The sequence below is a fragment of the Pseudomonas sp. BF-RE-21 genome (assembly GCF_019947305.1).
Lineage (GTDB): Bacteria > Pseudomonadota > Gammaproteobacteria > Pseudomonadales > Pseudomonadaceae > Aquipseudomonas > Aquipseudomonas migulae.
Genome location: NZ_JAGYGF010000018.1, coordinates 32,833 through 54,080, shown reverse-complemented (window position 1 = coordinate 54,080; position 21,248 = coordinate 32,833). Strand labels below are relative to the sequence as shown.

The window sequence follows — 21,248 nt, the reverse complement described above, 5'->3', positions numbered from 1 at the left end:
ATGATCGGAATCGAAAGAAACACCGGGGCGGTGGTCGATGACTGGCCGCAGTTTGTACAGCGCGCAACCCGAGCGCTGACCACGCCGTTGGGTACCCGGCAGAAGCGTCCTTTGTATGGCTCGCTGATCCCGGAACTGCTGGGCCGCAACCTCGGCGACGACTTGCTGATGCTTGCCCAGAGCCACGCGGCACAAGCGTTCTACAACCCGCAGAACGGCATCGATGATTTCCAGCCGCAGGTCATTGTGGCCAGCCGGCAAGGCGCCGGGCTGGTCCTGCGATTCGCCGGCACCTGGCAAAACCGCAAACAGACTTTCGAGGTGGTGACATGAGTATGTTGATACCCGGCCAGAACCAGTTGGCCGAACCATCGATCGTCACCGTCGAAGCGTTCGAGGATTTGCTCGCCGAGTTCAAGACGTTTGTCGTCGAGTACGTCGGCGCCCGCGCTCCCGAGTCGGCGGCAAAGATCAAGGTCAGCCTCGAAAACGAAAGCGAGTTGCTGACCCTGGCCCTTGAGGCCTTTTGTGTGCGCCTGCAAATCCACGAACGCAAATACAACGCCCGCATCAAGCAGATGCTGGCCTGGTGGGCGACCGGCAGCAATCTCGATGCCCGCCTCGCGGACATGGGGCTTGAGCGTCAGTTGCTGGACCCTGGCGACCCGGCGGCATTCCCGCCGATTGCGCCCGTGTACGAAAGCGACGACGACGCCCGGTTGCGTTATTACCTGGCGCCGCACGCACCGGCCGCCGGTTCACGCATGCAATATCGCCGCGAGGTCTTCACCCTCGGCGAGCGTCCAGCGGTGAAGGTGGACACCCATGCACCGGGCGAGGTGACAGTCACGTACACCTTCGACCCGGACGGCTACGCGGCGCAGGTCAAGGACGGCAATGGACGCCGCACCGCGCCCGGTGAGGTGATGGTCACGGTGCTGGCACGGGAGGGCGATGGCACCGCGTCCGATGAACTGCTCGACGGCGTGCGCCGGCACTTCGCCCGGCCTGACGTCCGACCGGAAACGGATCGGGTCACGGTGCAAAGCGCCCATATCAAAAACTACAAAATCCGCGTTGTCGCCCGAATCAACGCCGGCCCGGATTCGGGGCTGACCAAGGTGGCCGCGCAACAGCAACTGCAAGCGTATGCCCAGAGCTGTCATCGACTGGAAGGGCGGATCGATCCGAGCTGGATCGACTACACGCTGCATAACGCCGGCGCGGTTCAACTGGACATTCTCGAACCGGTCGAGCCGATTGTGACGACGGCGTTTGAAGCGCCTTACTGCACCGGGGTCGAGGTCGAGGTGCTCACGCTATGAGTGACCAGACGCCGCGCCCGAGCCTGTTGCCAGCCAACAGCTCACCGTTGGAAAAAGCCCTCGATATCGGCTTCGGTGCATTGCTTGACCGCATCGCGCCGCCGTTCCCCGAGCTGATGAACCCGACCTCGACCCCTCAGGCATTTCTGCCTTATCTCGCAGCGGATCGTGGTGTCAGTGAATGGAGCGCCGAGGCCGCCGAGGCGGAAAAGCGTTTGACCGTTGAACTGGCCTGGCCCACCGCACGGCAGGCCGGGACACGCCAGGCCCTGGAAAACGCCGCCAAAGGATTGCGGTTAATACCCGAGGTGCGTGCCTGGTACGAGCAGACACCGCCGGGCGCGCCTTACAGCTTTTCCGTCAGGGCATTTACCGAGCAACCCTACAGCGAAGAAATCGACGCTCGTCTCGACCGGCGTCTGGCGGACGCCAAAAGCGAGCGCGACGTTCTGTCGGTGTCCGTCGGCTTGAGCGCATTCGGCAGTCACGTCATTGGCGCGGCGACGGTGTGCGGCGAACTCACCACGGTTTATCCGATTGTCATCGAAGGGCTCGAAGCCTCGGGGCAGGCCTTCATGGCCGCCGGGCTCTACGCCGTTGAAACATCCACTATTTATCCTCAGGGGTCCTAAATGGCCGACTATTACACCCTGCTTACCAATGCGGGGATCGCCTACGAAACTGCCTGCAAGGCGGCGGGCGTGCCGATCAAACTGTCGCAGATTTCGGTCGGTGACGGCGGCGGCGCGGTTTACAACCCGGCGGCAACCGCTACGGCGCTTAAACGAGAAGTGTGGCGCGGGCCACTGAACGCCCTGTTCCAGGACGAGAAAAATCCGAGCTGGCTGCTCGCCGAAGTGACTATCCCGCCAGAAGAGGGCGGTTGGTATGTGCGCGAAGCCGGGCTCTGGACCGACACCGGCATCCTCTACGCCATCGTCAAATACCCGGAGTCGTTCAAGCCGGTGCTGGCAACGTCGGGATCGGGCAAAGAGTTCTACATTCGCTCGATTTTCGAGACCAGCAACGCGTCGCTCGTCACGCTGTTGATCGACGACACCGTGGTCAAAGCGACGCGGGCGTGGGTGATGGGTTATCTCGCCGACGAACTGGCGAAGCTCGATGGCAAGCAATCAGTTCGCGTGGCCACCACGGAAAACATCGTGCTCAGTGGCGCGCAGCAAATCGATGGCGTCGCGGTGCTGTCCGGGCAGCGTGTGCTGGTGACGGCGCAAACGCTGGCGAAGGATAACGGCCTTTATGTGGCGGCTAACGGTGCCTGGGTGCGGGCGACTGACGCCAACACCAGCGCCAAGGTGACGCCGGGCCTGACCGTGATGGTCGAGGAGGGCACGGCGAACGGTGATTCGCTTTGGCATCTGGTGACGAACGGGCCGATCACGCTGGGGACTACGGCGCTGAGCTTTGAAATGCTGGCCGGTAGAACGGGGATTCAGGCAGGGACTTACAAGAGTCTGACGGTTGATAAATACGGTCGCGCTACTGCGGGTGCTAATCCGGAAACGCTGGCTGGTTTTGGGATCAAGGACACTTACACCAAGCCTGAAATCGAAGCGCTGATTGCACAGGCTTCGGCACTACCCGTCGGGGCTGTTGTTGCCTTTCCAAAGACCGCAGTGCCAGCGGGCTTCCTTGAAATTGATGGCAGTGTGCAGAGCATCGCGACTTACCCGGATTTGTTCGCGTACCTGGGGACTTCGTTCAATCAGGGCAATGAAGGTACGGGCAATTTTCGTCTTCCCGAATCGCGCGGCGAGTTCCTGCGTGGTTGGGACCATGGTCGCGGGGTGGATGCTGGTCGGTCAATCGGTAGTTGGCAAAAAGGGACATTTCATAGTGTTGGTGCCGGGCCGATTGCTGACGTAATTGCGGACTATGACAATACGAGTGCTGCGCCAGGAGCTTCATTGGCGCACAAAAATTTTGGTCTGGATGATTGCCTGTTGTCGGACTACCCGACAGCAATGATGTCTGTCCAAAATCCGACAGCGATCGTTACCCCGACCAGAAACGATGCTAGCTATGGAGTCACTCGTCCACGCAACTTGGCGGTGATGTGGTGCATCAAGGCCTGGAACGCCCCAATCAACCAGGGGCAGGTTGACGTCGGTGAACTGGTCAAGGAAGTGCAAAAGCTGAAAGCCGCCGTTCCAGTGGGCGCGCTTGTGCCGTTCCCATCGGGCACCGTTCCTCCCGGCTACCTTGAGGCGGATAACAGCCTTTTTGTGGATTCTGTTTATCCCGAGCTGGCTGCGTATCTGGACAAAAAATATAACGTGGCAGGAGATCCCGTCGGATCTACCCGACTGCCTGAGACTCGCGGCGAGTTCCTGCGAGGCTGGGATCATGGACGCGGAATAGATTCCGGTCGCGCTATCGGCAGTTGGCAGAAAGGCACGATGGGGGTTGCTGACACTACAGGTTCCGCAGACGGACTCGTAATGGCCGGCCTAGGCGGTGTTGCTGCTTCTCCGATTTCAACTTATGGGCTTGATTCAATTGCAGTATCAGATTATCCATCGCAAGTTGTTGTGACCGGGTCTGGTGTAGTCACAGGCGCGCTGACCGGTGTTTTTGCGGGTTCTACAAGACCTCGCAACCTGGCGGTGATGTGGTGCATCAAAGCCTGGAACGCCCCGGTCAATCAGGGAACCATCGACGTGGCGGGCCTGGCGGCACAAGTGGGAGGCCTGGAAGCCAGACCACGCGGCGTAGGTGATGGCCAGACCTGGCAGAACGTCACCGCCAGTCGCGTGAGTGGCACCGTCTACACCAACACCACCGGTCGACCGATTCAGGTTCAAGTGGCAATCCAGTCCGGCTCGGTCACAGCCACCTGTGGTGGTGTAACTCTCACGACCACAGGCTTTCACGCCGCCTTCGTTGTCCCGGTCGGAACCACTTATTCCGTGACCCTCTCAAGCCCTGTCAATGCTGTCTGGTCGGAGCTGCGCCCATGAAGTATTTCCACAATCCACAGACCGGTAACGTCAATGCTTATGAAGATGACGCTCCCGCGCACTTTATCTCTGCCGGGTTGGTGCCTATGTCTGATGAAGAGGTTCAGGCGTACATCCAGAGCGCAACAGCGCCCACGACCACGAAAGCGGACGATGAGCGAAAGTGGCGCGATGCCGAACTGGTTTCGCTGATGTGGTTACGTGAGCGTCATCGCGATCAGCGTGAAATCGGAGGGCCCACCACGCTGACCGCAGAGCAGTTCGGTGAGTTGCTTGTGTACATGCAAGCCCTACGCGACTGGCCTCAATCACCGGACTTCCCCGATACCCAGCATCGTTCGGTCGCTCCGTCCTGGATCGCCGAACACACCCAATAAACGCCCCGCACCGCCGGGGCGTTTTCTTATCCGCAACACAAACACACACAACACCCGACAGCCCCTTACCCAAGGGGCTTTTTCGTTTATGGAGAAACAGAAATGGCAGAACGCCAAACGTACACCGTGCTCCTTCCATTCCCTACCGGGGGTGGCCACTGGTCGAGCATCGGCCAGGAACTGCAACTGCTCGATGTGGAGGCCAGTGCGCTACGCAGCGCTGGTCGTCTGGAGCTGAAAAAAGCCGAGGCTGCCGATTCGGCCTCTCCATCCACCGCAGCGAAAAAAGCTGCTGCCAAGAAGGCTGAATAACCATGGCTGAGGTTTTGAACTTCGAGCACAACGGCATTACCGTCAATGCCACCGAATCCCCCGAGGCCATGGGCGGCCTGGGTGATAACGTCATCGGTCTGATCGGCACCGCGCCGAAGGCAGACCCGTTGATTCCACGCAATGCGCCGTTCCGCATCAACAGCTTCACCACCCAGGCGCTGCTCGATCCGACCGGCACCGAGGCAGGCACGCTGTATCACGCGGTCTTCCAGATCCTGAAAGTGGTCAAGGTGCCGGTCTACGTGGTCATCGTCGAAGAAGGCGCGACCCCGGCGGACACGCTGAACAACGTCATCGGCGGTGTCGATCCGCTGACCGGCCGCAAGCTCGGCCTCGCGGCACTGGGCAGCGTGCCGGAAGACCTGACCATCATCGGCGCGCCGGGCTTCACCAGCACCAAAGCCGTGGCCGGTGAGTTCGCCTCGTTCGGCAAGCGCATCAAGGCCCGTGTGGTGCTCGACGGCAAGGATGCCGCGGTCGCCGATCAGGTGACGTACAGCCAGGAACTGGGCGGCGCGGAACTGGGTTTCGACCGCTGCCTGCTGGTGCACAACATGCCATCGGTGTACTCCAAGGCAGCGAAGAAGAACGTGTTCCTGTCGCCTTCGAGCCTGGCCATCGCGGCCCTGGCCAAGGTCAAGCAATGGGAGAGCCCGGGCAATCAGGTGACCTTTGCCGAGGACGTTTCGCGCGTCGTGGAATACAACATTCTCGACAAATCCACCGAAGGCGATCTGCTCAACCGCTACGGCGTCAGCTACTACGCCCGCACCATCCTCGGCGGCTTCTCGCTGCTGGGTAACCGTTCCATCACCGGCAAGTTCATCAGCTACGTCGGCCTGGAAGATGCGATCAGCCGCAAGCTGGTCAAGGCCGGCCAGAAAGCCATGGCCAAGAACCTCACCAAGTCGTTCATGGACCAGGAGGTCAAGCGCATCAACGACTGGCTGCAAACCCTGGTCGCCGACGAAACCATCCCCGGCGGCAGCGTGTACCTGCACCCGGAATTGAACAGCGTCGAGAAGTACAAGAACGGCACCTGGTACGTGGTCATCGACTACGGCCGCTACGCGCCGAACGAACACATGGTTTATCAACTCAATGCCCGCGATGAAATCATCGAGCAGTTCCTGGAGGACGTTCTCTAATGTTTACCAACCGCGTAAGACAGGCCATCGCGGCCACCCTGCAAGGCTTGCCGTTGTCGGCCACCGTGGAAGAGTTCACTCCGCCGAAGATCGAGTTCGATATGGAAGCGATGGCGGGCGGGCGCTTCATCGCCGAAGAAATGATCAAGAGCGGCAAAGTGCTGGGCGCGACCCTCATTTTGCAAGGCGTCGGTGCCGAAGTGATGCTCTCCCTCGGCGTGAAGCTGGGCGACGACATTTTGTTGAACGTCCGTGAAGCCGGTCAGGATCAGGATGGCAACACCTGGTTCACCTACCACACCGTTGGCGGCAAGCTCAAATCGCTGACCGAGGCCAAGCTGAAGATGGGCGAAAAACCCCTCACCACGCTTGAGCTGTCCTGCCGCACCTACAACCGCCTGGAAAACGGCATCCCGGTGATCGACATCGACGTGCGCACCCAGAAGTTCGTGCTCAACGGCGTCGACATTCTCGGCGACGCCCGTCGCGCGGTGCTGATCCCTTAAGTCGCACTGCGATCACTGAACTGTGGGAGCGAGCCTGCTCGCGATTGCATTGTGTCAGTCGACATCACTTTTGAATGTGAACCCGCTATCGCCGGCAAGCCGGTCTCGCTCCCACAAGGAGCATTGCTCAACGCCTTCCCATGATTCATCAAGGAATTCATTTCATGTCCTGGACTCCACCTGTTCACGCCTTGTTGTCGCCGATCACCGCCGACAATCAGTCGGAGATCGAACAGATTCAACTCAAACCGTTGTATTACGCCGCACAGAAAGAAGCCCTGGCCCGTGCCGGCGATGATGAGGACGATCAGTTCTTCGAGCTGGCGCTGCTGGCCACCGGTTTGTCGGTCAAGGAACTCGATCAACTCAAACGCCCGGACTACGTGAGCATCGCGCAGTACGTGCATGAGATGTCGACCTTGCCGACGTCGCATTTCCTTGAACAAGCGGACGAGGGTGAACAACCGTCGGCCGATCCCGACGAAGTGAGCTTGCTGCAACCGCTCACCGTGGCGGGTCGCACCTTGACCACGCTGACCCTGGAAATGCCGGTGCTGCGTGCGACCAAGGCGATGAAAAAACTCAAGACCGCCAAGGAACGCGCCGAATTCATCACGGCCCATTGCACCGGCCTGATGCTGCCCGATCTGGCCAGTTTGACCGTGCCTGACTGGACACAATTGCAGGTGCGAATCGACGATTTTTTAAACAAACCGGCGGCCTTCTTTCGGAGCGCGACATCGAAGTAATCCTCGATGTGGTGCCGCTCATTTACCCGATAAGTGAAGCGGACATTCTGGAATGGGACGTCGGCAAGGCCTTGCGCCGCTACGACATTGCGATCACTCGCCTTGGCGTCAAACAGGAGTAGAGGGGGATGGCAGACAGTCAATATTCACTGGCCAGTGTGACGGCCAATAGCGTTGGATCGCTAACAGTGGGCGCCGGAGTGGCAACTCTCGGATTGGCCGGTTTAATGGCCCCATTGGCGCAGCTCAACCAGGCACTGAACACAGTCAGCCTGGACATCCGATTACTGACCGCGGGGCAGAACAAGCTGGGTGAAGTGCTGATGTCGCTGACAGCGCTATTGTCTTCCACACGATCTGTACTCAAGTGGGGCGCAGAGGAGCCTGTCGCGGACAGCGAGGCACAATCCAGTCTCCCTGGCATCGCGGCGAATGACGTGACCCACCACTTGGGCACCGTAAGCCTGAATGTCAGTGCAGCTGACTTCCGTGGGATTGTTCCCGGTAGCGGCGAGGCCGGAGGGGCCGCGGGCACGACGCCGAAACAAATCGCAACGGCGAGCCCGCGCGACAACAGCGCAGCCGATCAACTGAAGTCCGATAACGCGCCTGTTGCGACTTCGAACCTCGAAGGCAACGTCGCGAAAGCGCAATCCGCCCAAGACACGGGGACCCCTTCGAAAACCGGCAGCGATGCCTTGAGTGCAAGTTTCAGCAGATTGGGCCGCGCAGTGACTCCGGACATTTCCGGTCCGCTGACGTCGCTTTCCGTTCAAGTCGACAAGCTCGGTACGTTTGCCGAGAACAATTCCACGCTTGCCACCGTGTTGGCAGGCGTTGCGGTTGCGTTGGGTTCTATCGCCTCTGTCGTGGGCGCTGCCGTTGCAACCGAAGCGCTGACCAACGTTGCCAAAAAAATTATCAAACGTGGTGCGCCGAAAATCCCGTTCGGCTTGGGCAAGCTGATCAGCGAGGACAATCGCGACGTCGATCAGGCCAAAAAAGATCCACCCCCGGAAAAACAAACGAAAGACAGTCTTGGGTACACAGGGGATCAGGCGCGTAAGCAATCCCGGGACGCCAAACGAGGCAAGGCCGGGGGGCGCAGCAGTGCCAAGGATCAATCGCCAATCGAGGTCACTGTGCAGTCTCGGACCGTCAGGCCTGTAATTGCCGAGGCTCAAAGTCTGGTGTCGTTCTCGGGCTCCGGGCAGGCCAGCCCGTTGCTCGGCAAAGTGGCCAAGGTCGGCACGTTGCTCCCTAAAAAAGCACCAAGGCGGAACGTGCTCGGCGCCGGGGTCGATCTCGCGCAAGGTGTCGCCAATGGTGATACCAAAGCCATCGCTTCCTCCGCCGGGATGATGGCCGGTTCTTATGTTGGCGCCGCGCTAGGCACCCTGATATTGCCAGGCGTGGGCACGGCCATCGGAGGTTTTCTCGGTGGTATCACCGGATCCTGGCTGGGGGAAAAACTGGCCACACCTTCCGATCAGCTCGGTGCTCCTGATCAGGTCAGTAAAGAACTGACCAGCGCGCCGACACAAAACCAGCAGATCAATTACTCACCGTCGATTCAGGTCACCTGCACCGGTGGGGAGAGCTCCGAGCACATCCGGACGATCGTGGCGCAGCAGCTGCAAACGCAGTTCCACGGCGAGTTTGTTCCACTGATGTCCACCAACGCCCTCGCCACCCGACGTGGTGCGGCCCTGACCGATGGAGGCAGGTAATGCGCCAGCAAATGATCCTGGGCAGTTTCATTTTCGGCCTGTCCCGCAACTTCGCCTACCACAACATCGTGCACACATCGGACGGTGGCTGGGTGGAACTGGACATTGTGACCGGCAAGCCGAAATCCAGTCAGACCGGGCAAAAAGCCCAAACGATGAAGATTACAGGGACGTCGATGTACGCGGTGGCCATGGAGCGGCTCGATGAACTGCGCACGTTGCAGGAACAGCGCAAGCCGGTGCCGTTGGTGGATGGCATCGGACGCAACTGGGGGCTTTGGCGAATCAACACGGTGACGGAAACCCAAAGCGTGATCATCGATGACGGCACGGCGATGGTCGTCGGTTGGGCAATAGACCTGTCGGAGTTCATCCATGCGTAGAGTTCGAAGTGTGGCCGGTGATTCGGTGAACCTGTTGCTGTACCGCGAACTGAGTCGCTGTGACGATGCCGTCGAAGAGGCACTGTGGCAGCTGAACCCTGCACTGGCGGAACAGGGGCCGGTACTGCCCGCGGGAGTCTGGGTAGTCCTGCCGGAAATTGACTCACAACCCGTTGTGACCACGCCGGTTTCCGCGTGGGATTAAGGAGGTTTCATGGCATTGGGTTTTACGCCAGAGGTAGAGATTTATGGGGCCAATAAGGACTTGATCAACAAGCGCCTGATCAGTTGGGAGCACATTGATGCCGCCGGTACCGAGTCCGATCAATTGACATTGACGCTCGATCTGGAAGGGCTTGAGGGGCTGCCGATCCTGGGCGGCAAGATTGGCCTGAAGGTCGGTTACGCGGAGTCCAGTCTGGTGGATAAGGGCCAGTTCACGGTGTCTCGCCTGACGCCGACGTTGTTCCCGCTGCGCTTGACGCTGGTGGCAACCGCAGCGCCGTTCAGTGCCGATGACAAGACCGGCTTCCTGCAGCGTCGATCGGCCAGTCATGGGCCGACCACCCTGGGTGCGCTGTTTCGCGAGATCGCTGAGCGGCATGGTTTTTCGCCACGGGTGGCACCCCAACTGGCACTGAAAAAAATCGACCACATCGATCAGTCCAACGAAAGTGACATGGCGTTTTTGACTCGCCTCGCCGGCATATACAAGGCCATCGCCAAACCGATGAATGAGCTGTATGTGCTGGCGCTCCCAAGTCAGACCAAGTCACTGTCGGGCAAGGTGTTGCCCCAGGTGAAACTGTCGGTGACCACCAACAATCGACCCGGCGATCGCGCCTTCATTTCCGCCACGCTCGATGACTCCGTCCGGGCGAAAAACCAGGGCTGCAAGACGAGTTGGTGGGACGCGGCAGCGGGGGTGGTGCGGGTGATTGAAACCGGTAGCGCGCCGTTCAAGGTCATCGGTCGGCTCTGCCAGAATGAAGCGGAGGCCAGGGATATCGGCGAGGGTGAAGTGCGCAAATTGCTGCGTGAAAAGCTCAAGGTGAAAATCAGTTGCCCGGGTAATCCGGCGCTGTCCGCCGAGGGTGTCTTGTTGCTCGACCAGTCCTGGCCGGATTTCCTGCGCGGGTACTGGTCGATCGAAAAGGTCATTGCCAGCGGTGACAAATATCAAAGCTATCGCTGCATGATCGAGGCGAAGTGTCCGGATGCCACGTAATAACGCAATCAAATGCACTGGCGCCGGTCTGGCGGATCAATGGCGAACGGAACATCACTCATGCCGCTTACTGTCCTGCAATTACAGCAAATACTTCCCAACGCCCGCAGCCAAGCGGGCGTTTTCATTTCTGCTCTCAATAGCGCCATGGATGGCCATGACATCAACACGCCCAAACGCAGCGCCGCTTTCCTTGCGCAAGTCGGTCACGAATCCGGGCAGTTGCACTATGTGCGCGAACTCGGCGGTGATCAGTATTTGAGCAAGTACGACACCGGCACGCTGGCCGTTCGTTTGGGCAATACACCCATGCCCGACGGTGATGGCCAAAGGTACCGAGGCCGTGGCCTGATCCAGATTACCGGCCACCATAACTACCAGCAGTGCAGCCTCGGATTGTTCGGCGACGAGCGTCTGTTGCAGTTGCCGGAACTGTTGGAGCAACCGCAATGGGCCGCCGAATCCGCCGCCTGGTTCTGGGGGCAAAACGGCCTCAACGAGCTGGCTGATCGTGACCAGTTCAACAGCATCACCCGCCGGATCAACGGGGGGTTGAACGGGTTGCAGGATCGTTTGCAACTCTGGGCGCGGGCGAGGGCGGTGTTATGCCAGCCTTCGGTTTGATCCCGGGGTCGTGGCGGGTTGTTGGCGTTGTTGTGTTGCTGGCTGTGTTGGCTGGTGGCTCGGCAACGCTGGCCTGGCGATTTCAGGATGGGCGTTATGGGCGGCAACTGGCGGAACAGGCCAGGGCGCACGCCGAGATGCTCAACCAACTGACCCTGGCGGCCGCCACTCGACAACAGACCGAGCAGGATAAACGGCTGGCGCTGGAACAGCGGCTATCGGCCAGCGAACAAACCCATTATCGAGCGCTTAGCGATGCCCAACGTGATCAAGGTCGCTTGCGCGATCGTCTTGCCACTGCTGATGTGCGGCTGTCAGTCCTCCTCGATGCCCATGACGCTGCCTCAGCCTGTGCAGTGCCAACCGCCGCCAGCACCGGCAACGTGGATCATGGTGCCGTTCGAGCCCGACTTGACCCGGCGCATGCTCAACGAATTATCGCCATCACCGACGCCGGCGACCGTGCACTGATTGCGTTGCAGGCCTGTCAGGCCTATATCAGGGCGCTCGGTCGCTAACATTTTGATCGATCCTGTAACTTGCAAGCGTGATCCGCTCGTGTACGGTAGTCCCATTCCGCCCGCTCAGGAGATGACCGTGAAAGAAATCACCCAACTGGCCGCTGAACTGGGCAGACGCCTGCAGCTTCTCAATGCTCACGTCACCGCAGCCGAATCCTGTACCGGCGGCGGCATTTGCGAGGCGATCACCCGGATTCCGGGGAGTTCGGCGTGGTTCGAGGCCGGTTATGTGACGTACTCCAACCGGCAGAAGACCGAGCAACTGAATGTCCCGGTCGGGTTGTTTGCGACGGTGGGGGCGGTCAGTCGCGAAGTGGTCGAGGCCATGGTCCGTGGCGCCCAGGAAAAAAGCCGGGCGTATTTTGCCGTGGCGGTCAGCGGTGTGGCGGGGCCGGATGGCGGTTCGCCGAACAAGCCGGTCGGCACGGTCTGGCTGGCCTGGGGGGTGGGGGAGCGGGTGTTCAGCGAGGTGCAGCACTTCCCCGGCAACCGCGATGAGGTCCGCCGACAAACGGTGAAGGCCGCGCTAGAGGGGCTGCTGCGCCATGCCTCGGGAGAAATCTCAAATCAGGGGTAGGCGATCCTGAATCGCTGTGGAATAATACTGGCTACTTATACAGGTGTTGGCCGTCAGGCCTTATTGATTACGTGAGGACTTTAATGGACGACAACAAGAAGAAAGCCTTGGCTGCGGCCCTGGGTCAGATCGAACGTCAATTCGGCAAGGGTGCCGTAATGCGTATGGGCGATCAGGACCGTCAGGCGATCCCGGCTATTTCCACTGGCTCTCTGGGTCTGGACATCGCGCTCGGCATTGGCGGTCTGCCAAAAGGCCGTATCGTTGAAATCTACGGTCCTGAATCCTCCGGTAAAACCACGCTGACACTGTCGGTAATCGCCCAGGCTCAAAAAGCCGGCGCGACCTGCGCATTCGTCGACGCCGAACACGCCCTCGATCCTGAATACGCCGGCAAGCTCGGCGTCAACGTCGACGACCTGCTGGTTTCCCAGCCGGACACCGGTGAGCAGGCCCTGGAAATCACCGACATGCTGGTGCGTTCCAACGCGGTTGACGTGATCATCGTCGACTCCGTAGCCGCCCTGGTTCCAAAGGCTGAAATCGAAGGCGAAATGGGTGACATGCACGTGGGCCTGCAAGCCCGTCTGATGTCCCAGGCGCTGCGTAAAATCACCGGTAACATCAAGAACGCCAACTGCCTGGTGATCTTCATCAACCAGATCCGTATGAAAATCGGCGTGATGTTCGGCAGCCCGGAAACCACCACCGGTGGTAACGCGCTGAAGTTCTACGCTTCGGTTCGTCTGGACATCCGTCGTACTGGCGCGGTGAAAGAAGGTGATGAAGTCGTCGGTAGCGAAACCCGCGTCAAGGTTGTGAAGAACAAGGTCGCTTCGCCGTTCCGTCAGGCCGAGTTCCAGATTCTTTACGGCAAGGGCATCTACCTGAACGGTGAGATGATCGACCTGGGTGTTCTGCACGGTTTCGTCGAGAAGTCCGGTGCCTGGTATGCCTACGAAGGCACCAAGATCGGTCAGGGCAAGGCCAACTCGGCCAAGTTCCTGGCGGACAACCCGGAAATCGCGGCGAAACTTGAGAAGCAATTGCGTGACAAGTTGCTGTCTCCGTCATCGGTAGCGGAATCCAAAGCTTCTGCGGTCAAAGAGACTGAAGATGACCTGGCTGACGCTGATATCTGATTGATCCGATGACCGCCGTACTCGATACACTCGTCGCGGTGCGGCGAACCGCAATGGACCTGCTCGCGCGACGCGAGCACGGTCGGGTCGAGCTGACGCGTAAACTGCGTCAGCGCGGCGCTCTCCCTGAAATGATCGACACAGCACTCGACCGCTTGACGGAAGAGGGCCTGTTGTCCGAATCCCGTTACCTCGAAAGCTTCGTTTCCTACCGTTCCCGTTCCGGCTATGGCCCTTTGCGTATTCGCGAAGAGTTGAGCCAGCGTGGCCTGCAACGCAATGACATCGAACTCGCACTGCGTGAGAGCGGTATCAACTGGCAGGAACAACTGGAAGATACCTGGCGGCGCAAGTTTGCCGGGCATTTACCGATAGACGCTCGGGAACGCGCCAAGCAAGGGCGGTTCCTCGCTTATCGGGGGTATTCCATGGAAATGATCAACCGCTTGTTCAGCGGTCGAGGAATGGATGATTAAACAAAAACGGCCCGCTATTTCGATAGCGGGCCGTTTTTTTTTGCCTCACGTAACCTTTGACGGTTCCCGCGTGCGTTGTTGCGCCTGGGGTTTGGACTGCGCCCAGTTTTCCGGCAGGTTGATGTAGTCCACCAGTTCGCGCAGTCGTCCATGATCACGGGCGTTAAAGGTGAAGGCCAGGCGAGCGAGGTGGCTGAACTGCGGTTCGTCGTGCTCCTCGCCGCTGTAGGCATGCTGATGGAAGTGATCGCTCAGGCACAGGTCGGCGAACGCTTGTTGCATGTGCTCGAGCGCAGCATCACTGAGTTTGTGGTTCATGCGGATCACGAACTGATGCTTGAGCCAGCGGCTGGAGTGGAAGTTGCTGTAGAACTGATTGATCTGCTCAACCGCCTCCTCGGCGTTGTAGACCAGGCTCACCAGCTTCATGTCGGTCGGCAGGATGTAGCGGTTCTCCTCCAGTTGATTGCGGATGAAATCCAGTGCGCCTTGCCAGAACGTGCCACCTGGAGCGTCCAGCAGCACCACCGGTACCAGCGGGCTTTTACCGGTTTGAATCAGTGTCAGCACTTCCAGCGCTTCATCAAGGGTGCCGAAACCGCCAGGGCACAAAACCAGCGCATCGGCTTCCTTGACGAAGAACAGCTTGCGGGTAAAGAAAAAGTGGAACGGCAGCAAGTTGGTGGTGCCGTTCACGGTGGGATTCGCATGCTGCTCGAAGGGCAGGGTGATGTTGAATCCCAGGCTGTGTTCAAGGCCGGCACCTTCGTGGGCGGCCGCCATGATGCCGCCGCCTGCGCCGGTGATCACCATCAGGTCGGAGCGCGCCAGTGCGGCGCCGAGTTCTCTGGCCAGGCCATACAACGGGTGTTCTATCGGTGTGCGGGCCGAGCCGAATACCGTGACTTTGCGCCGTCCGCGAAACTGTTCGAGCACACGGAAGGCGTGTTCGAGTTCGCGCAGGGCTTGCAGGGTGATCTTGGCATTCCAGCGGTTGTGATCGTCCTGGGCCATGCGCAGCACGGTCAGGATCATGTCGCGGTAGATCGGGATGTTCGGGCTGTTGGGTGAAACCAGGTTGAGTTGCTCTTCGACCTTGCTGATGAGGTCGTGGCCGCTTTCTTCGAAATGACGGCTGAGGAGGTCATTCGGTTGGTAAGGCATCAACTTCTCCTTCCGTACAGGCTCTGTTGTTCCTTTGGATGAAAGAAACATTCGCATCGGAAAACGCAAACCAGGCAGCCCCTTTTCTGCCCTGAAAAGTGAACGGGAACACTATGAATCTAGACCCTCTAGATGGTTTTCGCTGACTTGATCATTGCGCTGCAAAGTCTTTCCTGGCAACCGCTTATTGACGATTTGCAAGGTGATTTCACCGCTCGTCTGAACCTGCGCCAAGTGTCCGGCACTCTGATTTACTAAATTACAGACGTGACACGACAGCTTTGCGTCAAAGGCAGGGCGCACGGTACAAGCGGTTCAAGGATTTTGTCGCTCAAGCAAGGGCGAAGTGCAAGGAGGCGGGATGCTATGGCCAGAGTCATTCTGGAGATCGATACGCAACTGTATCGATTATTGAAGTCATCGGCTGAGACCAATCATTTGAGTCTCGAAGAGGAGTGTTGCCGGCGTCTGGAGGGAGCCGAGCGGCGTTCGCGCTATTTACAGGCGTTGTTGGCCGAACTGCGCGCCGAGGATGAACAGCGGCGCGCCAATTCCCATTGATTACTTTTTCTTTGCCGGCGGCGTGGCTTTCGGGCAATCCGATTCCTCGAAGCTGGCGGAGCCGACCGCGCGATTGGTTTTCACCTCGGTAAAGTCGTAACGCATGATCGCGCCCTTCTTCATCAGCTTGCGGAACCCCTCGTTTCTGCAGACGGAAGCGCCAAGCTGGAAGTACACCGCTTTCGGATCAGCCCGCATCTTGTTGGCGTGGCTGCTTTGCACGCTCAAGTGGTTGATCAGAACATTGCCTTCGGCGGTGTAGCCCTGATCGAGAATGTCTTCGTTGATCGCCCGTGGCGTGCCGACGCTGCTTTGTGCGGCGACGTTTCGCAGCTCTCTGTTGAGATTCTGCTCACTCAAGGACGCAGCCTGAGCGCTGAAGGACGACGCCAGCAGGATGGCAGCGGTGGGAACGATAAGGCGCAGCATGAAACTCTCCTGGTTCGGTGACTGGTGGTTCGACCAGCCACAGGGCTGTGCGTTCATTGGCGGCGAATTATAGGGGAGCCCGTCTGGACGGTACAGGCTTGTGCCGGCCGCTCTGGTAAACTGCCGGCCTTTATCGCCCTGAGTGCCGTTCGTGTCGAGTTTTCCTGTCTGCCGGTGTTGCCCACGATGAACCACGCCCCCAACGCCGTAGCCCGCTTGCGCGACCAGCGCGAAGAGGAGGGCATCAAGCCGATTCAGGCCCGAGGCTGGAGGGCGACGCGTTGCCGTGCCTGCCGCGTGATCGAGAGCCATTGCCTGTGTGCCTGGCGTCCGCAGGTCGAGACCCGCTCGGGCGTGTGCCTGATCATGACCAACAAGGAAGTGTTCAAACCGAGTAACACGGGGTGGCTGATCGCCGATGTGGTGCGCGACAACCATGCGTTCATCTGGTCGCGCACGGAAACCGACCCGCAGCTGCTGGCGTTGCTCGCCGACCCGCAATGGCAGCCGTATCTGGTGTTTCCGGGCGAGTACGTCGAACCTGAGCGCGTGACCAACACCGTCGAGGTGGATAGCAGCAAGCGACCGCTGTTCATTCTGCTGGACGCGACCTGGACCGAAGCCCGGAAGATTTTCCGCAAAAGCCCGTATTTTGAAACATTGCCGATCCTGAGCCTGCTGCCCGAGAAGCTGTCGCGCTATCGTCTGCGCCGGTCGACTCGCAGCGAGCATTTGTGCACGGCGGAAGTGGCGGCGTTGTGCCTCGATCTGGCGGGCGATGTCGACGCCGCGTCGGCACTGGACGCTTATTTCGACGTGTTCAGCCAACATTACCTCGATGCCAAGCATCAGCTGGAAATGAACGTCGCAACACCGGCACATGCCGAGCTGATGCCTTTCGTACCGAAAACGGCCGTCGTCACGGCCTGATTGTCGCCCATACTGCAAAGAACTGTAGCGGCCAGGCACCTTGACCACCCCGGTTTCGCTGGGCATGCTTGGCGCCGATTGGGGCGCGGCTGTAGTTTCAGACGCCGTATTCTTTACGTGATTGCCACGTCATTGGCGTTGAACGTGCCCTGTTGGTGCAGCTCCGTGGCTGCGCCTTGAGCTGTTAGAAGAACAGGATCATTTGAAAAATGGCCACATACGAAATCCTGATTGCCGATGACCACCCTCTTTTTCGTAGCGCCTTGCATCAAGCGTTGACCCTGGGCCTTGGCCCGGACGTCCGTCTGGTGGAAGTGGCGAGCATCGCCGAGCTGGAAACCCGCCTCGACGAAAAATCCGACTGGGACCTGGTGTTGCTGGACCTGAACATGCCGGGCGCCTACGGTTTTTCCGGGCTGGTGCTGCTGCGTGGTCAGTACCCGCAAATTCCGGTGGTGATGGTGTCGGCCCAGGAAGAAGCCTCGATCATGGTCAAGTCCCGTGAGTTCGGTGCCAGCGGTTTCATTCCTAAATCGAGTGACCTGAGCGTGATCCAGAAAGCCGTACGTTCGGTACTGGATGGCGATGTGTTCTGGCCGCCTCAGGCGTTCGAAGCGGTCAGCGTTTCCGATGAAGCCAAGGCCGCCAGTGAAGGCCTCGCCAGCCTGACACCGCAGCAGTTCCGGGTGCTGACCATGGTCTGCGAAGGCCTGCTGAACAAACAGATTGCCTACGAACTGAGCGTGTCCGAAGCGACGATCAAAGCCCACGTCACGGCGATTTTCCGTAAGCTGAATGTACGGACCCGAACCCAGGCGGCGTTGCTCCTGCAACAACTTGAGTCAATTTCAAGCCACTGAAGGTTGGCGTCTTCACGCTTTTTTGACTTTGGTTGATCTAGCTTTCCCACTCCTTTTTGGTCAGTTGCCACTTTTATGTCCCCTTTCAAAGGCCAGACCGGCCTGAAACGCATCCTTAACGCTTCCGGTTACTCGCTGGACGGCCTGCGCGCAGCCTTCACCGGCGAAGCGGCTTTTCGGCAACTGGTGTTGCTCAATGTCATCCTGATTCCGATTTCGTTCTTTTTGAACGTCAGCCGTGTTGAGCAGGCGCTGTTGATAGCCGTCTGCTTGTTGGCGTTGATCGTCGAGTTGCTCAATTCAGCGGTGGAAGCGGCCATCGACCGCATTTCCCTGGAGCTGCACCCACTGTCCAAGAACGCCAAGGACATGGGCAGCGCCGCGCAGTTGGTGGCGTTGACCATGATCGCGCTGGTGTGGGCGGTGATCCTGCTTTAAGCGATGGTGGGCAGCACGATCTCGTCGCTGCGCTGAACCCCGGCGGTGAAAGCGCGGCACAGGTCGAGGAATTCGCGCATCGCCGGCGTCTGAAATTTCTGTTTGTGCCAGATGAAATAGAACTGCCGCGCCAGATCGAGATCCGGCGTCTCCACCGGCACCAGGCTGCCGCGGCGAAACGCGTCGCGCAGTGCCAGCCGTGAAATGCAGCCAATCCCCAATCCTGATTCCACCGCGCGCTTGATCGCTTCGGTGTGTTCCAGCTCCAGGCGGATATTCAACGCGCTGCGATGATGACGCATGGCCTGATCGAAGGTCAGGCGCGTGCCCGAGCCTTGCTCACGCAGAATCCACGCCTCGTGGCTCAGTTCTTCCATGGTCGCCGTGCCGCGCAGGGCCAGCGGATGCTGCGGCGCGCAGAACACCACCAGCTCATCCTCGACCCAACTCTGCACTTCGATGTCCGGATGGCTGCAGTCGCCTTCGATTAGACCCAGATCAATTTCATAATGCGCAACTTGTTGCACGATGTTGGCAGTGTTTTGCACGTGCAGCTTCACCTGGCTTTCCGGGTGGCGCTGCATGAAGCTGCCGATCAGCAGCGTAGCCAGGTAGTTGCCGATCGTGAGGGTCGCGCCGACCGCCAGCGAGCCGAAACCGGATTTGCCGTTGAGCAGGTCTTCGATTTCCTTGGCCTGGTCGAGCAACGCCACCGCTTGCGGCAACAATTGCTTGCCGAGGGCGTTGAGGCTCAGCCGTTTACCGGCGCGGTCGAACAGCTGGCAGCTGGACTGGCGCTCCAGTTCGGTGATTGAAGTGCTTGCCGCCGATTGCGACAGGTTGAGCAGGCCCGCAGCACGGGATACGCTTTCCTGCTGGGCGACGGCGACGAAGACTTGAAGTTGACGGAGAGTAAATCGCATATCGATATAACCGATAACCCTTATCTTAATAATCCATTTAACAGATATTGTCGCTGCCATTAGAATGCGATGCAATTGCGCAGACCACAGGCGCAGGCAAAATCTCCAGGAGTCCCACGTACATGAGCAACATGAACCACGAGCGTGTCCTCAGTGTTCACCACTGGAACGACACTCTGTTCAGCTTCAAGTGCACCCGCGATCCGGGCCTGCGCTTCGAGAACGGTCAGTTCGTGATGATCGGCCTGCAACAGCCCAACGGCCGGCCGCTCATGCGCGCTTACTCGATTGCCAGCCCGAACTGGGAAGAGCATCTCGAGTTCTTCAGCATCAAGGTGCCTGATGGCCCGCTGACTTCCCAGTTGCAGCACCTGAAGGAAGGCGACGAGATCATCATCAGCAAGAAGCCTACGGGCACGCTGGTACTGGACGACTTGAAGCCTGGCAAACATTTGTACCTGCTCAGCACCGGTACCGGTCTGGCGCCATTCATGAGCGTCATCCAGGACCCGGAAACCTACGAGCGTTTCGAAAAAGTGATCCTGTGCCACGGCGTACGTTACGTCAACGAAGTCGCCTACCGCGAATTCATCACCGAGCACCTGCCGCAGAACGAATTCTTCGGCGAGGCCCTGCGTGACAAGTTGATCTACTACCCGACCGTGACCCGCGAGCCGTTCGAGAACGAAGGTCGCCTGACCGACCTGATGCGCAGCGGCAAGCTGTTCAGCGACATCGGCCTGCCACCGATCAACCCGCAGGACGACCGCGCCATGCTGTGCGGCAGCCCGAGCATGCTCGACGAAACCAGCGAAGTGCTGAACAGCTTCGGCCTGAAAGTTTCGCCGCGGATGCGCGAGCCGGGTGATTACCTGATCGAGCGTGCGTTCGTCGAAAAGTGACCGAAGGTCACTTGTGTAGGAGCCGGCTTGCCGGCGATGGACTTGAATGCACCGCGTTTACCCCGGTAAACATGCGTTATCGTTAACGACCATCGCTGGCAAGCCAGCTCCTACAGTAGATATGTAGCGCATAGAAAAGCCCGCATGACCCGAGAAGGTCATGCGGGCTTTTTCGTTTCTGGCGTTTAAACCTGTGCGGGAATGACCTCAAGGACGCAGATCGAATCCGGCGTCGGATAGTGCCACCGCACATCCACATCCCAGAATTGCGCCCCATATTCCCGCTCAGGCGCGGGCGTCTGATAAGCCGGCCGCGGATCTTGCGCCAAGCACTGCTCAACCAGCTCCACTAAAGGCTCTTCCAGCCGCTGAGCGTGCCCATGCGCCTGTTGCAACGCCGAGTCCGTCCACTGCACGGGAATCAGCTGCGGCGCAGCGCTGGCGATGCTATTGGACGCCGTGTCGATGATGTCGGCATAAGGCACGTAGGGTTTGATGTCGAGAATCGGTGTGCCATCCAGCAAGTCGATGCCGGATATCCACAGGCGATTGGCTTCGACCTTGTCCAGCTTCACCACGGATTGGCCGATGCCGTTGGGCCGGTGCGTCGCGCGGGTGGCGAACACGCCCATGGATTTGTTGCCGCCGAGGCGAGGCGGGCGGACTTTCAGGCGTGGCTTTTCTTCCAGGGCCTGATGAAAAAGGAACAGCAGCCAGACGTGGCTGACCTGCTCCAGACCCTGCACTGCGTCGCCCTGATCGAACGGCGCCACCAGTTCCAGCACGCCGCGAGCGGCGGGTGCCAGTTGCGGCTGGCGCGGGATGGCGAACTTCTCCTTGAAACAGGAGCGCACGAAGCCGATGGGGGAAACGCTGTAGGTCATTGGTTTAGGGTCGAAGCAGGATTGAGGCGAGCATGATACCCCGACGGGCCTCAAGAC

The 21,248-nt window shown here is 59.4% G+C and carries 28 protein-coding genes; 24 read left to right on the top strand and 4 right to left on the bottom strand.

Annotated elements, in window-relative coordinates:
* The 18 genes from KGB25_RS14530 (at nucleotide 1) to recX (ending at nucleotide 14,100) form a co-directional block, all read left to right on the top strand.
* Nucleotides 1–333 carry a phage baseplate protein gene (locus KGB25_RS14530; RefSeq protein ID WP_223435431.1) on the top strand — a complete coding sequence of 111 codons (333 nt, stop codon included), beginning with the start codon at nucleotides 1–3 and terminating at the stop codon, nucleotides 331–333.
* Complete coding sequence (locus KGB25_RS14525) at nucleotides 330–1,325, top strand: baseplate J/gp47 family protein (RefSeq protein ID WP_223435427.1); 996 nt, start codon at nucleotides 330–332, stop codon at nucleotides 1,323–1,325. The genes KGB25_RS14530 and KGB25_RS14525 overlap by 4 nt, the downstream gene beginning before the upstream one ends.
* Entirely contained in the window at nucleotides 1,322–1,957 is a 636-nt protein-coding gene (locus tag KGB25_RS14520) for a phage tail protein I (RefSeq protein ID WP_223435426.1), read from the top strand. Before KGB25_RS14525 ends, KGB25_RS14520 begins: the two co-directional genes overlap by 4 nt.
* Entirely contained in the window at nucleotides 1,958–4,306 is a 2,349-nt protein-coding gene (locus tag KGB25_RS14515) for a phage tail protein (protein WP_223435418.1), read from the top strand.
* Nucleotides 4,303–4,683, top strand: a complete 381-nt coding sequence (locus KGB25_RS14510) for a phage tail assembly chaperone (protein WP_223435415.1) — start codon at nucleotides 4,303–4,305, stop codon at nucleotides 4,681–4,683. Before KGB25_RS14515 ends, KGB25_RS14510 begins: the two co-directional genes overlap by 4 nt.
* A 102-nt stretch (nucleotides 4,684–4,785) precedes the next feature.
* Nucleotides 4,786–4,995: a hypothetical protein gene (locus KGB25_RS14505; protein ID WP_008029992.1), complete on the top strand. Its 210-nt coding sequence runs from the start codon at nucleotides 4,786–4,788 to the stop codon at nucleotides 4,993–4,995.
* 2 nt (nucleotides 4,996–4,997) lie between these two features.
* Nucleotides 4,998–6,164 (top strand): hypothetical protein, encoded by a 1,167-nt coding sequence (locus KGB25_RS14500; RefSeq protein ID WP_008029994.1) that lies wholly within the window; start codon nucleotides 4,998–5,000, stop codon nucleotides 6,162–6,164.
* Complete coding sequence (locus KGB25_RS14495; RefSeq protein WP_008039308.1) at nucleotides 6,164–6,670, top strand: phage major tail tube protein; 507 nt, start codon at nucleotides 6,164–6,166, stop codon at nucleotides 6,668–6,670. Before KGB25_RS14500 ends, KGB25_RS14495 begins: the two co-directional genes overlap by 1 nt.
* A 164-nt stretch (nucleotides 6,671–6,834) precedes the next feature.
* Nucleotides 6,835–7,419, top strand: coding sequence for a phage tail assembly protein (locus KGB25_RS14490; protein ID WP_008039304.1), 585 nt, complete (start codon nucleotides 6,835–6,837; stop codon nucleotides 7,417–7,419).
* A 128-nt stretch (nucleotides 7,420–7,547) separates the two neighbouring features.
* Complete coding sequence (locus KGB25_RS14485; protein WP_223435414.1) at nucleotides 7,548–9,149, top strand: glycine zipper domain-containing protein; 1,602 nt, start codon at nucleotides 7,548–7,550, stop codon at nucleotides 9,147–9,149.
* Nucleotides 9,149–9,532, top strand: coding sequence for a phage tail protein (locus KGB25_RS14480; RefSeq protein WP_207285798.1), 384 nt, complete (start codon nucleotides 9,149–9,151; stop codon nucleotides 9,530–9,532). Before KGB25_RS14485 ends, KGB25_RS14480 begins: the two co-directional genes overlap by 1 nt.
* Nucleotides 9,525–9,737, top strand: coding sequence for a tail protein X (locus tag KGB25_RS14475; RefSeq protein WP_223435413.1), 213 nt, complete (start codon nucleotides 9,525–9,527; stop codon nucleotides 9,735–9,737). Before KGB25_RS14480 ends, KGB25_RS14475 begins: the two co-directional genes overlap by 8 nt.
* A gap of 9 nt (nucleotides 9,738–9,746) precedes the next feature.
* The gene (locus tag KGB25_RS14470) at nucleotides 9,747–10,760 is read left to right on the top strand and encodes a hypothetical protein (RefSeq protein ID WP_008039296.1); all 1,014 of its coding nucleotides are present in this window, start codon (nucleotides 9,747–9,749) and stop codon (nucleotides 10,758–10,760) included.
* Nucleotides 10,761–10,820: 60 nt separating this feature from the next.
* Nucleotides 10,821–11,384, top strand: coding sequence for a glycoside hydrolase family 19 protein (locus tag KGB25_RS14465; RefSeq protein WP_192228514.1), 564 nt, complete (start codon nucleotides 10,821–10,823; stop codon nucleotides 11,382–11,384).
* Nucleotides 11,366–11,902 carry a lysis system i-spanin subunit Rz gene (locus KGB25_RS14460; RefSeq protein ID WP_223435408.1) on the top strand — a complete coding sequence of 179 codons (537 nt, stop codon included), beginning with the start codon at nucleotides 11,366–11,368 and terminating at the stop codon, nucleotides 11,900–11,902. The genes KGB25_RS14465 and KGB25_RS14460 overlap by 19 nt, the downstream gene beginning before the upstream one ends.
* A 79-nt stretch (nucleotides 11,903–11,981) precedes the next feature.
* Nucleotides 11,982–12,482, top strand: coding sequence for a CinA family protein (locus KGB25_RS14455; RefSeq protein ID WP_008039294.1), 501 nt, complete (start codon nucleotides 11,982–11,984; stop codon nucleotides 12,480–12,482).
* Between the two features lie 83 nt (nucleotides 12,483–12,565).
* Nucleotides 12,566–13,624, top strand: coding sequence for a recombinase RecA (recA, locus tag KGB25_RS14450; protein WP_008030012.1), 1,059 nt, complete (start codon nucleotides 12,566–12,568; stop codon nucleotides 13,622–13,624).
* An 8-nt stretch (nucleotides 13,625–13,632) separates the two neighbouring features.
* On the top strand, nucleotides 13,633–14,100 hold the full coding sequence (gene recX, locus KGB25_RS14445) for a recombination regulator RecX (RefSeq protein ID WP_192228517.1): 468 nt from the start codon (nucleotides 13,633–13,635) through the stop codon (nucleotides 14,098–14,100).
* Nucleotides 14,101–14,145: 45 nt separating this feature from the next.
* On the opposite strand, the gene KGB25_RS14440 is transcribed toward recX, so the two are convergent.
* A complete protein-coding gene (locus tag KGB25_RS14440; protein WP_008039292.1) occupies nucleotides 14,146–15,264 on the bottom strand; it encodes a TIGR00730 family Rossman fold protein in 1,119 nt (372 codons plus the stop codon).
* 132 nt (nucleotides 15,265–15,396) lie between these two features.
* Here KGB25_RS14440 and KGB25_RS30400 point away from each other — a divergent pair, with 132 nt between their 5' ends.
* The gene (locus tag KGB25_RS30400) at nucleotides 15,397–15,522 is read left to right on the top strand and encodes a hypothetical protein (protein ID WP_259331695.1); all 126 of its coding nucleotides are present in this window, start codon (nucleotides 15,397–15,399) and stop codon (nucleotides 15,520–15,522) included.
* Nucleotides 15,523–15,630: 108 nt separating this feature from the next.
* Complete coding sequence (locus KGB25_RS14435) at nucleotides 15,631–15,825, top strand: hypothetical protein (protein ID WP_008030018.1); 195 nt, start codon at nucleotides 15,631–15,633, stop codon at nucleotides 15,823–15,825.
* Here the strand turns inward: KGB25_RS14435 and KGB25_RS14430 are convergent, their stop codons facing one another.
* Nucleotides 15,826–16,254: a PA3611 family quorum-sensing-regulated virulence factor gene (locus KGB25_RS14430; protein ID WP_008030019.1), complete on the bottom strand. Its 429-nt coding sequence runs from the start codon at nucleotides 16,252–16,254 to the stop codon at nucleotides 15,826–15,828. It lies immediately after the preceding gene.
* Nucleotides 16,255–16,440: 186 nt separating this feature from the next.
* Here KGB25_RS14430 and KGB25_RS14425 point away from each other — a divergent pair, with 186 nt between their 5' ends.
* The 3 genes from KGB25_RS14425 (at nucleotide 16,441) to KGB25_RS14415 (ending at nucleotide 18,482) form a co-directional block, all read left to right on the top strand.
* Complete coding sequence (locus tag KGB25_RS14425; RefSeq protein WP_223435406.1) at nucleotides 16,441–17,184, top strand: tRNA-uridine aminocarboxypropyltransferase; 744 nt, start codon at nucleotides 16,441–16,443, stop codon at nucleotides 17,182–17,184.
* Nucleotides 17,185–17,393: 209 nt separating this feature from the next.
* Complete coding sequence (gene erdR / locus KGB25_RS14420) at nucleotides 17,394–18,044, top strand: response regulator transcription factor ErdR (RefSeq protein WP_008039285.1); 651 nt, start codon at nucleotides 17,394–17,396, stop codon at nucleotides 18,042–18,044.
* Between the two features lie 75 nt (nucleotides 18,045–18,119).
* Nucleotides 18,120–18,482 (top strand): diacylglycerol kinase, encoded by a 363-nt coding sequence (locus KGB25_RS14415; protein ID WP_008030027.1) that lies wholly within the window; start codon nucleotides 18,120–18,122, stop codon nucleotides 18,480–18,482.
* On the opposite strand, the gene KGB25_RS14410 is transcribed toward KGB25_RS14415, so the two are convergent.
* Nucleotides 18,479–19,405, bottom strand: a complete 927-nt coding sequence (locus KGB25_RS14410; RefSeq protein WP_008030029.1) for a LysR family transcriptional regulator — start codon at nucleotides 19,403–19,405, stop codon at nucleotides 18,479–18,481. The genes KGB25_RS14415 and KGB25_RS14410 overlap by 4 nt on opposite strands.
* Before the next feature lie 122 nt (nucleotides 19,406–19,527).
* On the opposite strand from KGB25_RS14410, the gene fpr reads away from it, so the two are divergent.
* Complete coding sequence (fpr, locus tag KGB25_RS14405) at nucleotides 19,528–20,307, top strand: ferredoxin-NADP reductase (RefSeq protein WP_003443014.1); 780 nt, start codon at nucleotides 19,528–19,530, stop codon at nucleotides 20,305–20,307.
* A gap of 185 nt (nucleotides 20,308–20,492) precedes the next feature.
* On the opposite strand, the gene tsaA is transcribed toward fpr, so the two are convergent.
* Nucleotides 20,493–21,191 carry a tRNA (N6-threonylcarbamoyladenosine(37)-N6)-methyltransferase TrmO gene (gene tsaA, locus KGB25_RS14400; RefSeq protein WP_008039281.1) on the bottom strand — a complete coding sequence of 233 codons (699 nt, stop codon included), beginning with the start codon at nucleotides 21,189–21,191 and terminating at the stop codon, nucleotides 20,493–20,495.
* Nucleotides 21,192–21,248: the final 57 nt, after the last annotated feature.

What these genes read in the sequence shown, in the direction of transcription:
- KGB25_RS14495 (WP_008039308.1), top strand. Translation starts at nt 6,164, where the DNA reads ATGTTTACCAACCGCGTAAGACAGGCCATCGCGGCCACCCTGCAAGGC.
- KGB25_RS14430 (WP_008030019.1), bottom strand. Translation starts at nt 16,254, where the DNA reads ATGCTGCGCCTTATCGTTCCCACCGCTGCCATCCTGCTGGCGTCGTCC.
- KGB25_RS14435 (WP_008030018.1), top strand. Translation starts at nt 15,631, where the DNA reads ATGGCCAGAGTCATTCTGGAGATCGATACGCAACTGTATCGATTATTG.
- KGB25_RS14510 (WP_223435415.1), top strand. Translation starts at nt 4,303, where the DNA reads ATGAAGTATTTCCACAATCCACAGACCGGTAACGTCAATGCTTATGAA.
- recA (WP_008030012.1), top strand. Translation starts at nt 12,566, where the DNA reads ATGGACGACAACAAGAAGAAAGCCTTGGCTGCGGCCCTGGGTCAGATC.
- KGB25_RS14505 (WP_008029992.1), top strand. Translation starts at nt 4,786, where the DNA reads ATGGCAGAACGCCAAACGTACACCGTGCTCCTTCCATTCCCTACCGGG.
- KGB25_RS14480 (WP_207285798.1), top strand. Translation starts at nt 9,149, where the DNA reads ATGCGCCAGCAAATGATCCTGGGCAGTTTCATTTTCGGCCTGTCCCGC.
- tsaA (WP_008039281.1), bottom strand. Translation starts at nt 21,191, where the DNA reads ATGACCTACAGCGTTTCCCCCATCGGCTTCGTGCGCTCCTGTTTCAAG.
- KGB25_RS14475 (WP_223435413.1), top strand. Translation starts at nt 9,525, where the DNA reads ATGCGTAGAGTTCGAAGTGTGGCCGGTGATTCGGTGAACCTGTTGCTG.
- KGB25_RS14415 (WP_008030027.1), top strand. Translation starts at nt 18,120, where the DNA reads ATGTCCCCTTTCAAAGGCCAGACCGGCCTGAAACGCATCCTTAACGCT.
- KGB25_RS14530 (WP_223435431.1), top strand. Translation starts at nt 1, where the DNA reads ATGATCGGAATCGAAAGAAACACCGGGGCGGTGGTCGATGACTGGCCG.
- KGB25_RS14465 (WP_192228514.1), top strand. Translation starts at nt 10,821, where the DNA reads ATGCCGCTTACTGTCCTGCAATTACAGCAAATACTTCCCAACGCCCGC.
- KGB25_RS30400 (WP_259331695.1), top strand. Translation starts at nt 15,397, where the DNA reads ATGGTTTTCGCTGACTTGATCATTGCGCTGCAAAGTCTTTCCTGGCAA.
- recX (WP_192228517.1), top strand. Translation starts at nt 13,633, where the DNA reads ATGACCGCCGTACTCGATACACTCGTCGCGGTGCGGCGAACCGCAATG.
- KGB25_RS14500 (WP_008029994.1), top strand. Translation starts at nt 4,998, where the DNA reads ATGGCTGAGGTTTTGAACTTCGAGCACAACGGCATTACCGTCAATGCC.
- KGB25_RS14520 (WP_223435426.1), top strand. Translation starts at nt 1,322, where the DNA reads ATGAGTGACCAGACGCCGCGCCCGAGCCTGTTGCCAGCCAACAGCTCA.
- KGB25_RS14525 (WP_223435427.1), top strand. Translation starts at nt 330, where the DNA reads ATGAGTATGTTGATACCCGGCCAGAACCAGTTGGCCGAACCATCGATC.
- KGB25_RS14490 (WP_008039304.1), top strand. Translation starts at nt 6,835, where the DNA reads ATGTCCTGGACTCCACCTGTTCACGCCTTGTTGTCGCCGATCACCGCC.
- KGB25_RS14485 (WP_223435414.1), top strand. Translation starts at nt 7,548, where the DNA reads ATGGCAGACAGTCAATATTCACTGGCCAGTGTGACGGCCAATAGCGTT.
- KGB25_RS14425 (WP_223435406.1), top strand. Translation starts at nt 16,441, where the DNA reads ATGAACCACGCCCCCAACGCCGTAGCCCGCTTGCGCGACCAGCGCGAA.
- erdR (WP_008039285.1), top strand. Translation starts at nt 17,394, where the DNA reads ATGGCCACATACGAAATCCTGATTGCCGATGACCACCCTCTTTTTCGT.
- KGB25_RS14515 (WP_223435418.1), top strand. Translation starts at nt 1,958, where the DNA reads ATGGCCGACTATTACACCCTGCTTACCAATGCGGGGATCGCCTACGAA.
- KGB25_RS14410 (WP_008030029.1), bottom strand. Translation starts at nt 19,405, where the DNA reads ATGCGATTTACTCTCCGTCAACTTCAAGTCTTCGTCGCCGTCGCCCAG.
- fpr (WP_003443014.1), top strand. Translation starts at nt 19,528, where the DNA reads ATGAGCAACATGAACCACGAGCGTGTCCTCAGTGTTCACCACTGGAAC.
- KGB25_RS14470 (WP_008039296.1), top strand. Translation starts at nt 9,747, where the DNA reads ATGGCATTGGGTTTTACGCCAGAGGTAGAGATTTATGGGGCCAATAAG.
- KGB25_RS14460 (WP_223435408.1), top strand. Translation starts at nt 11,366, where the DNA reads ATGCCAGCCTTCGGTTTGATCCCGGGGTCGTGGCGGGTTGTTGGCGTT.
- KGB25_RS14440 (WP_008039292.1), bottom strand. Translation starts at nt 15,264, where the DNA reads ATGCCTTACCAACCGAATGACCTCCTCAGCCGTCATTTCGAAGAAAGC.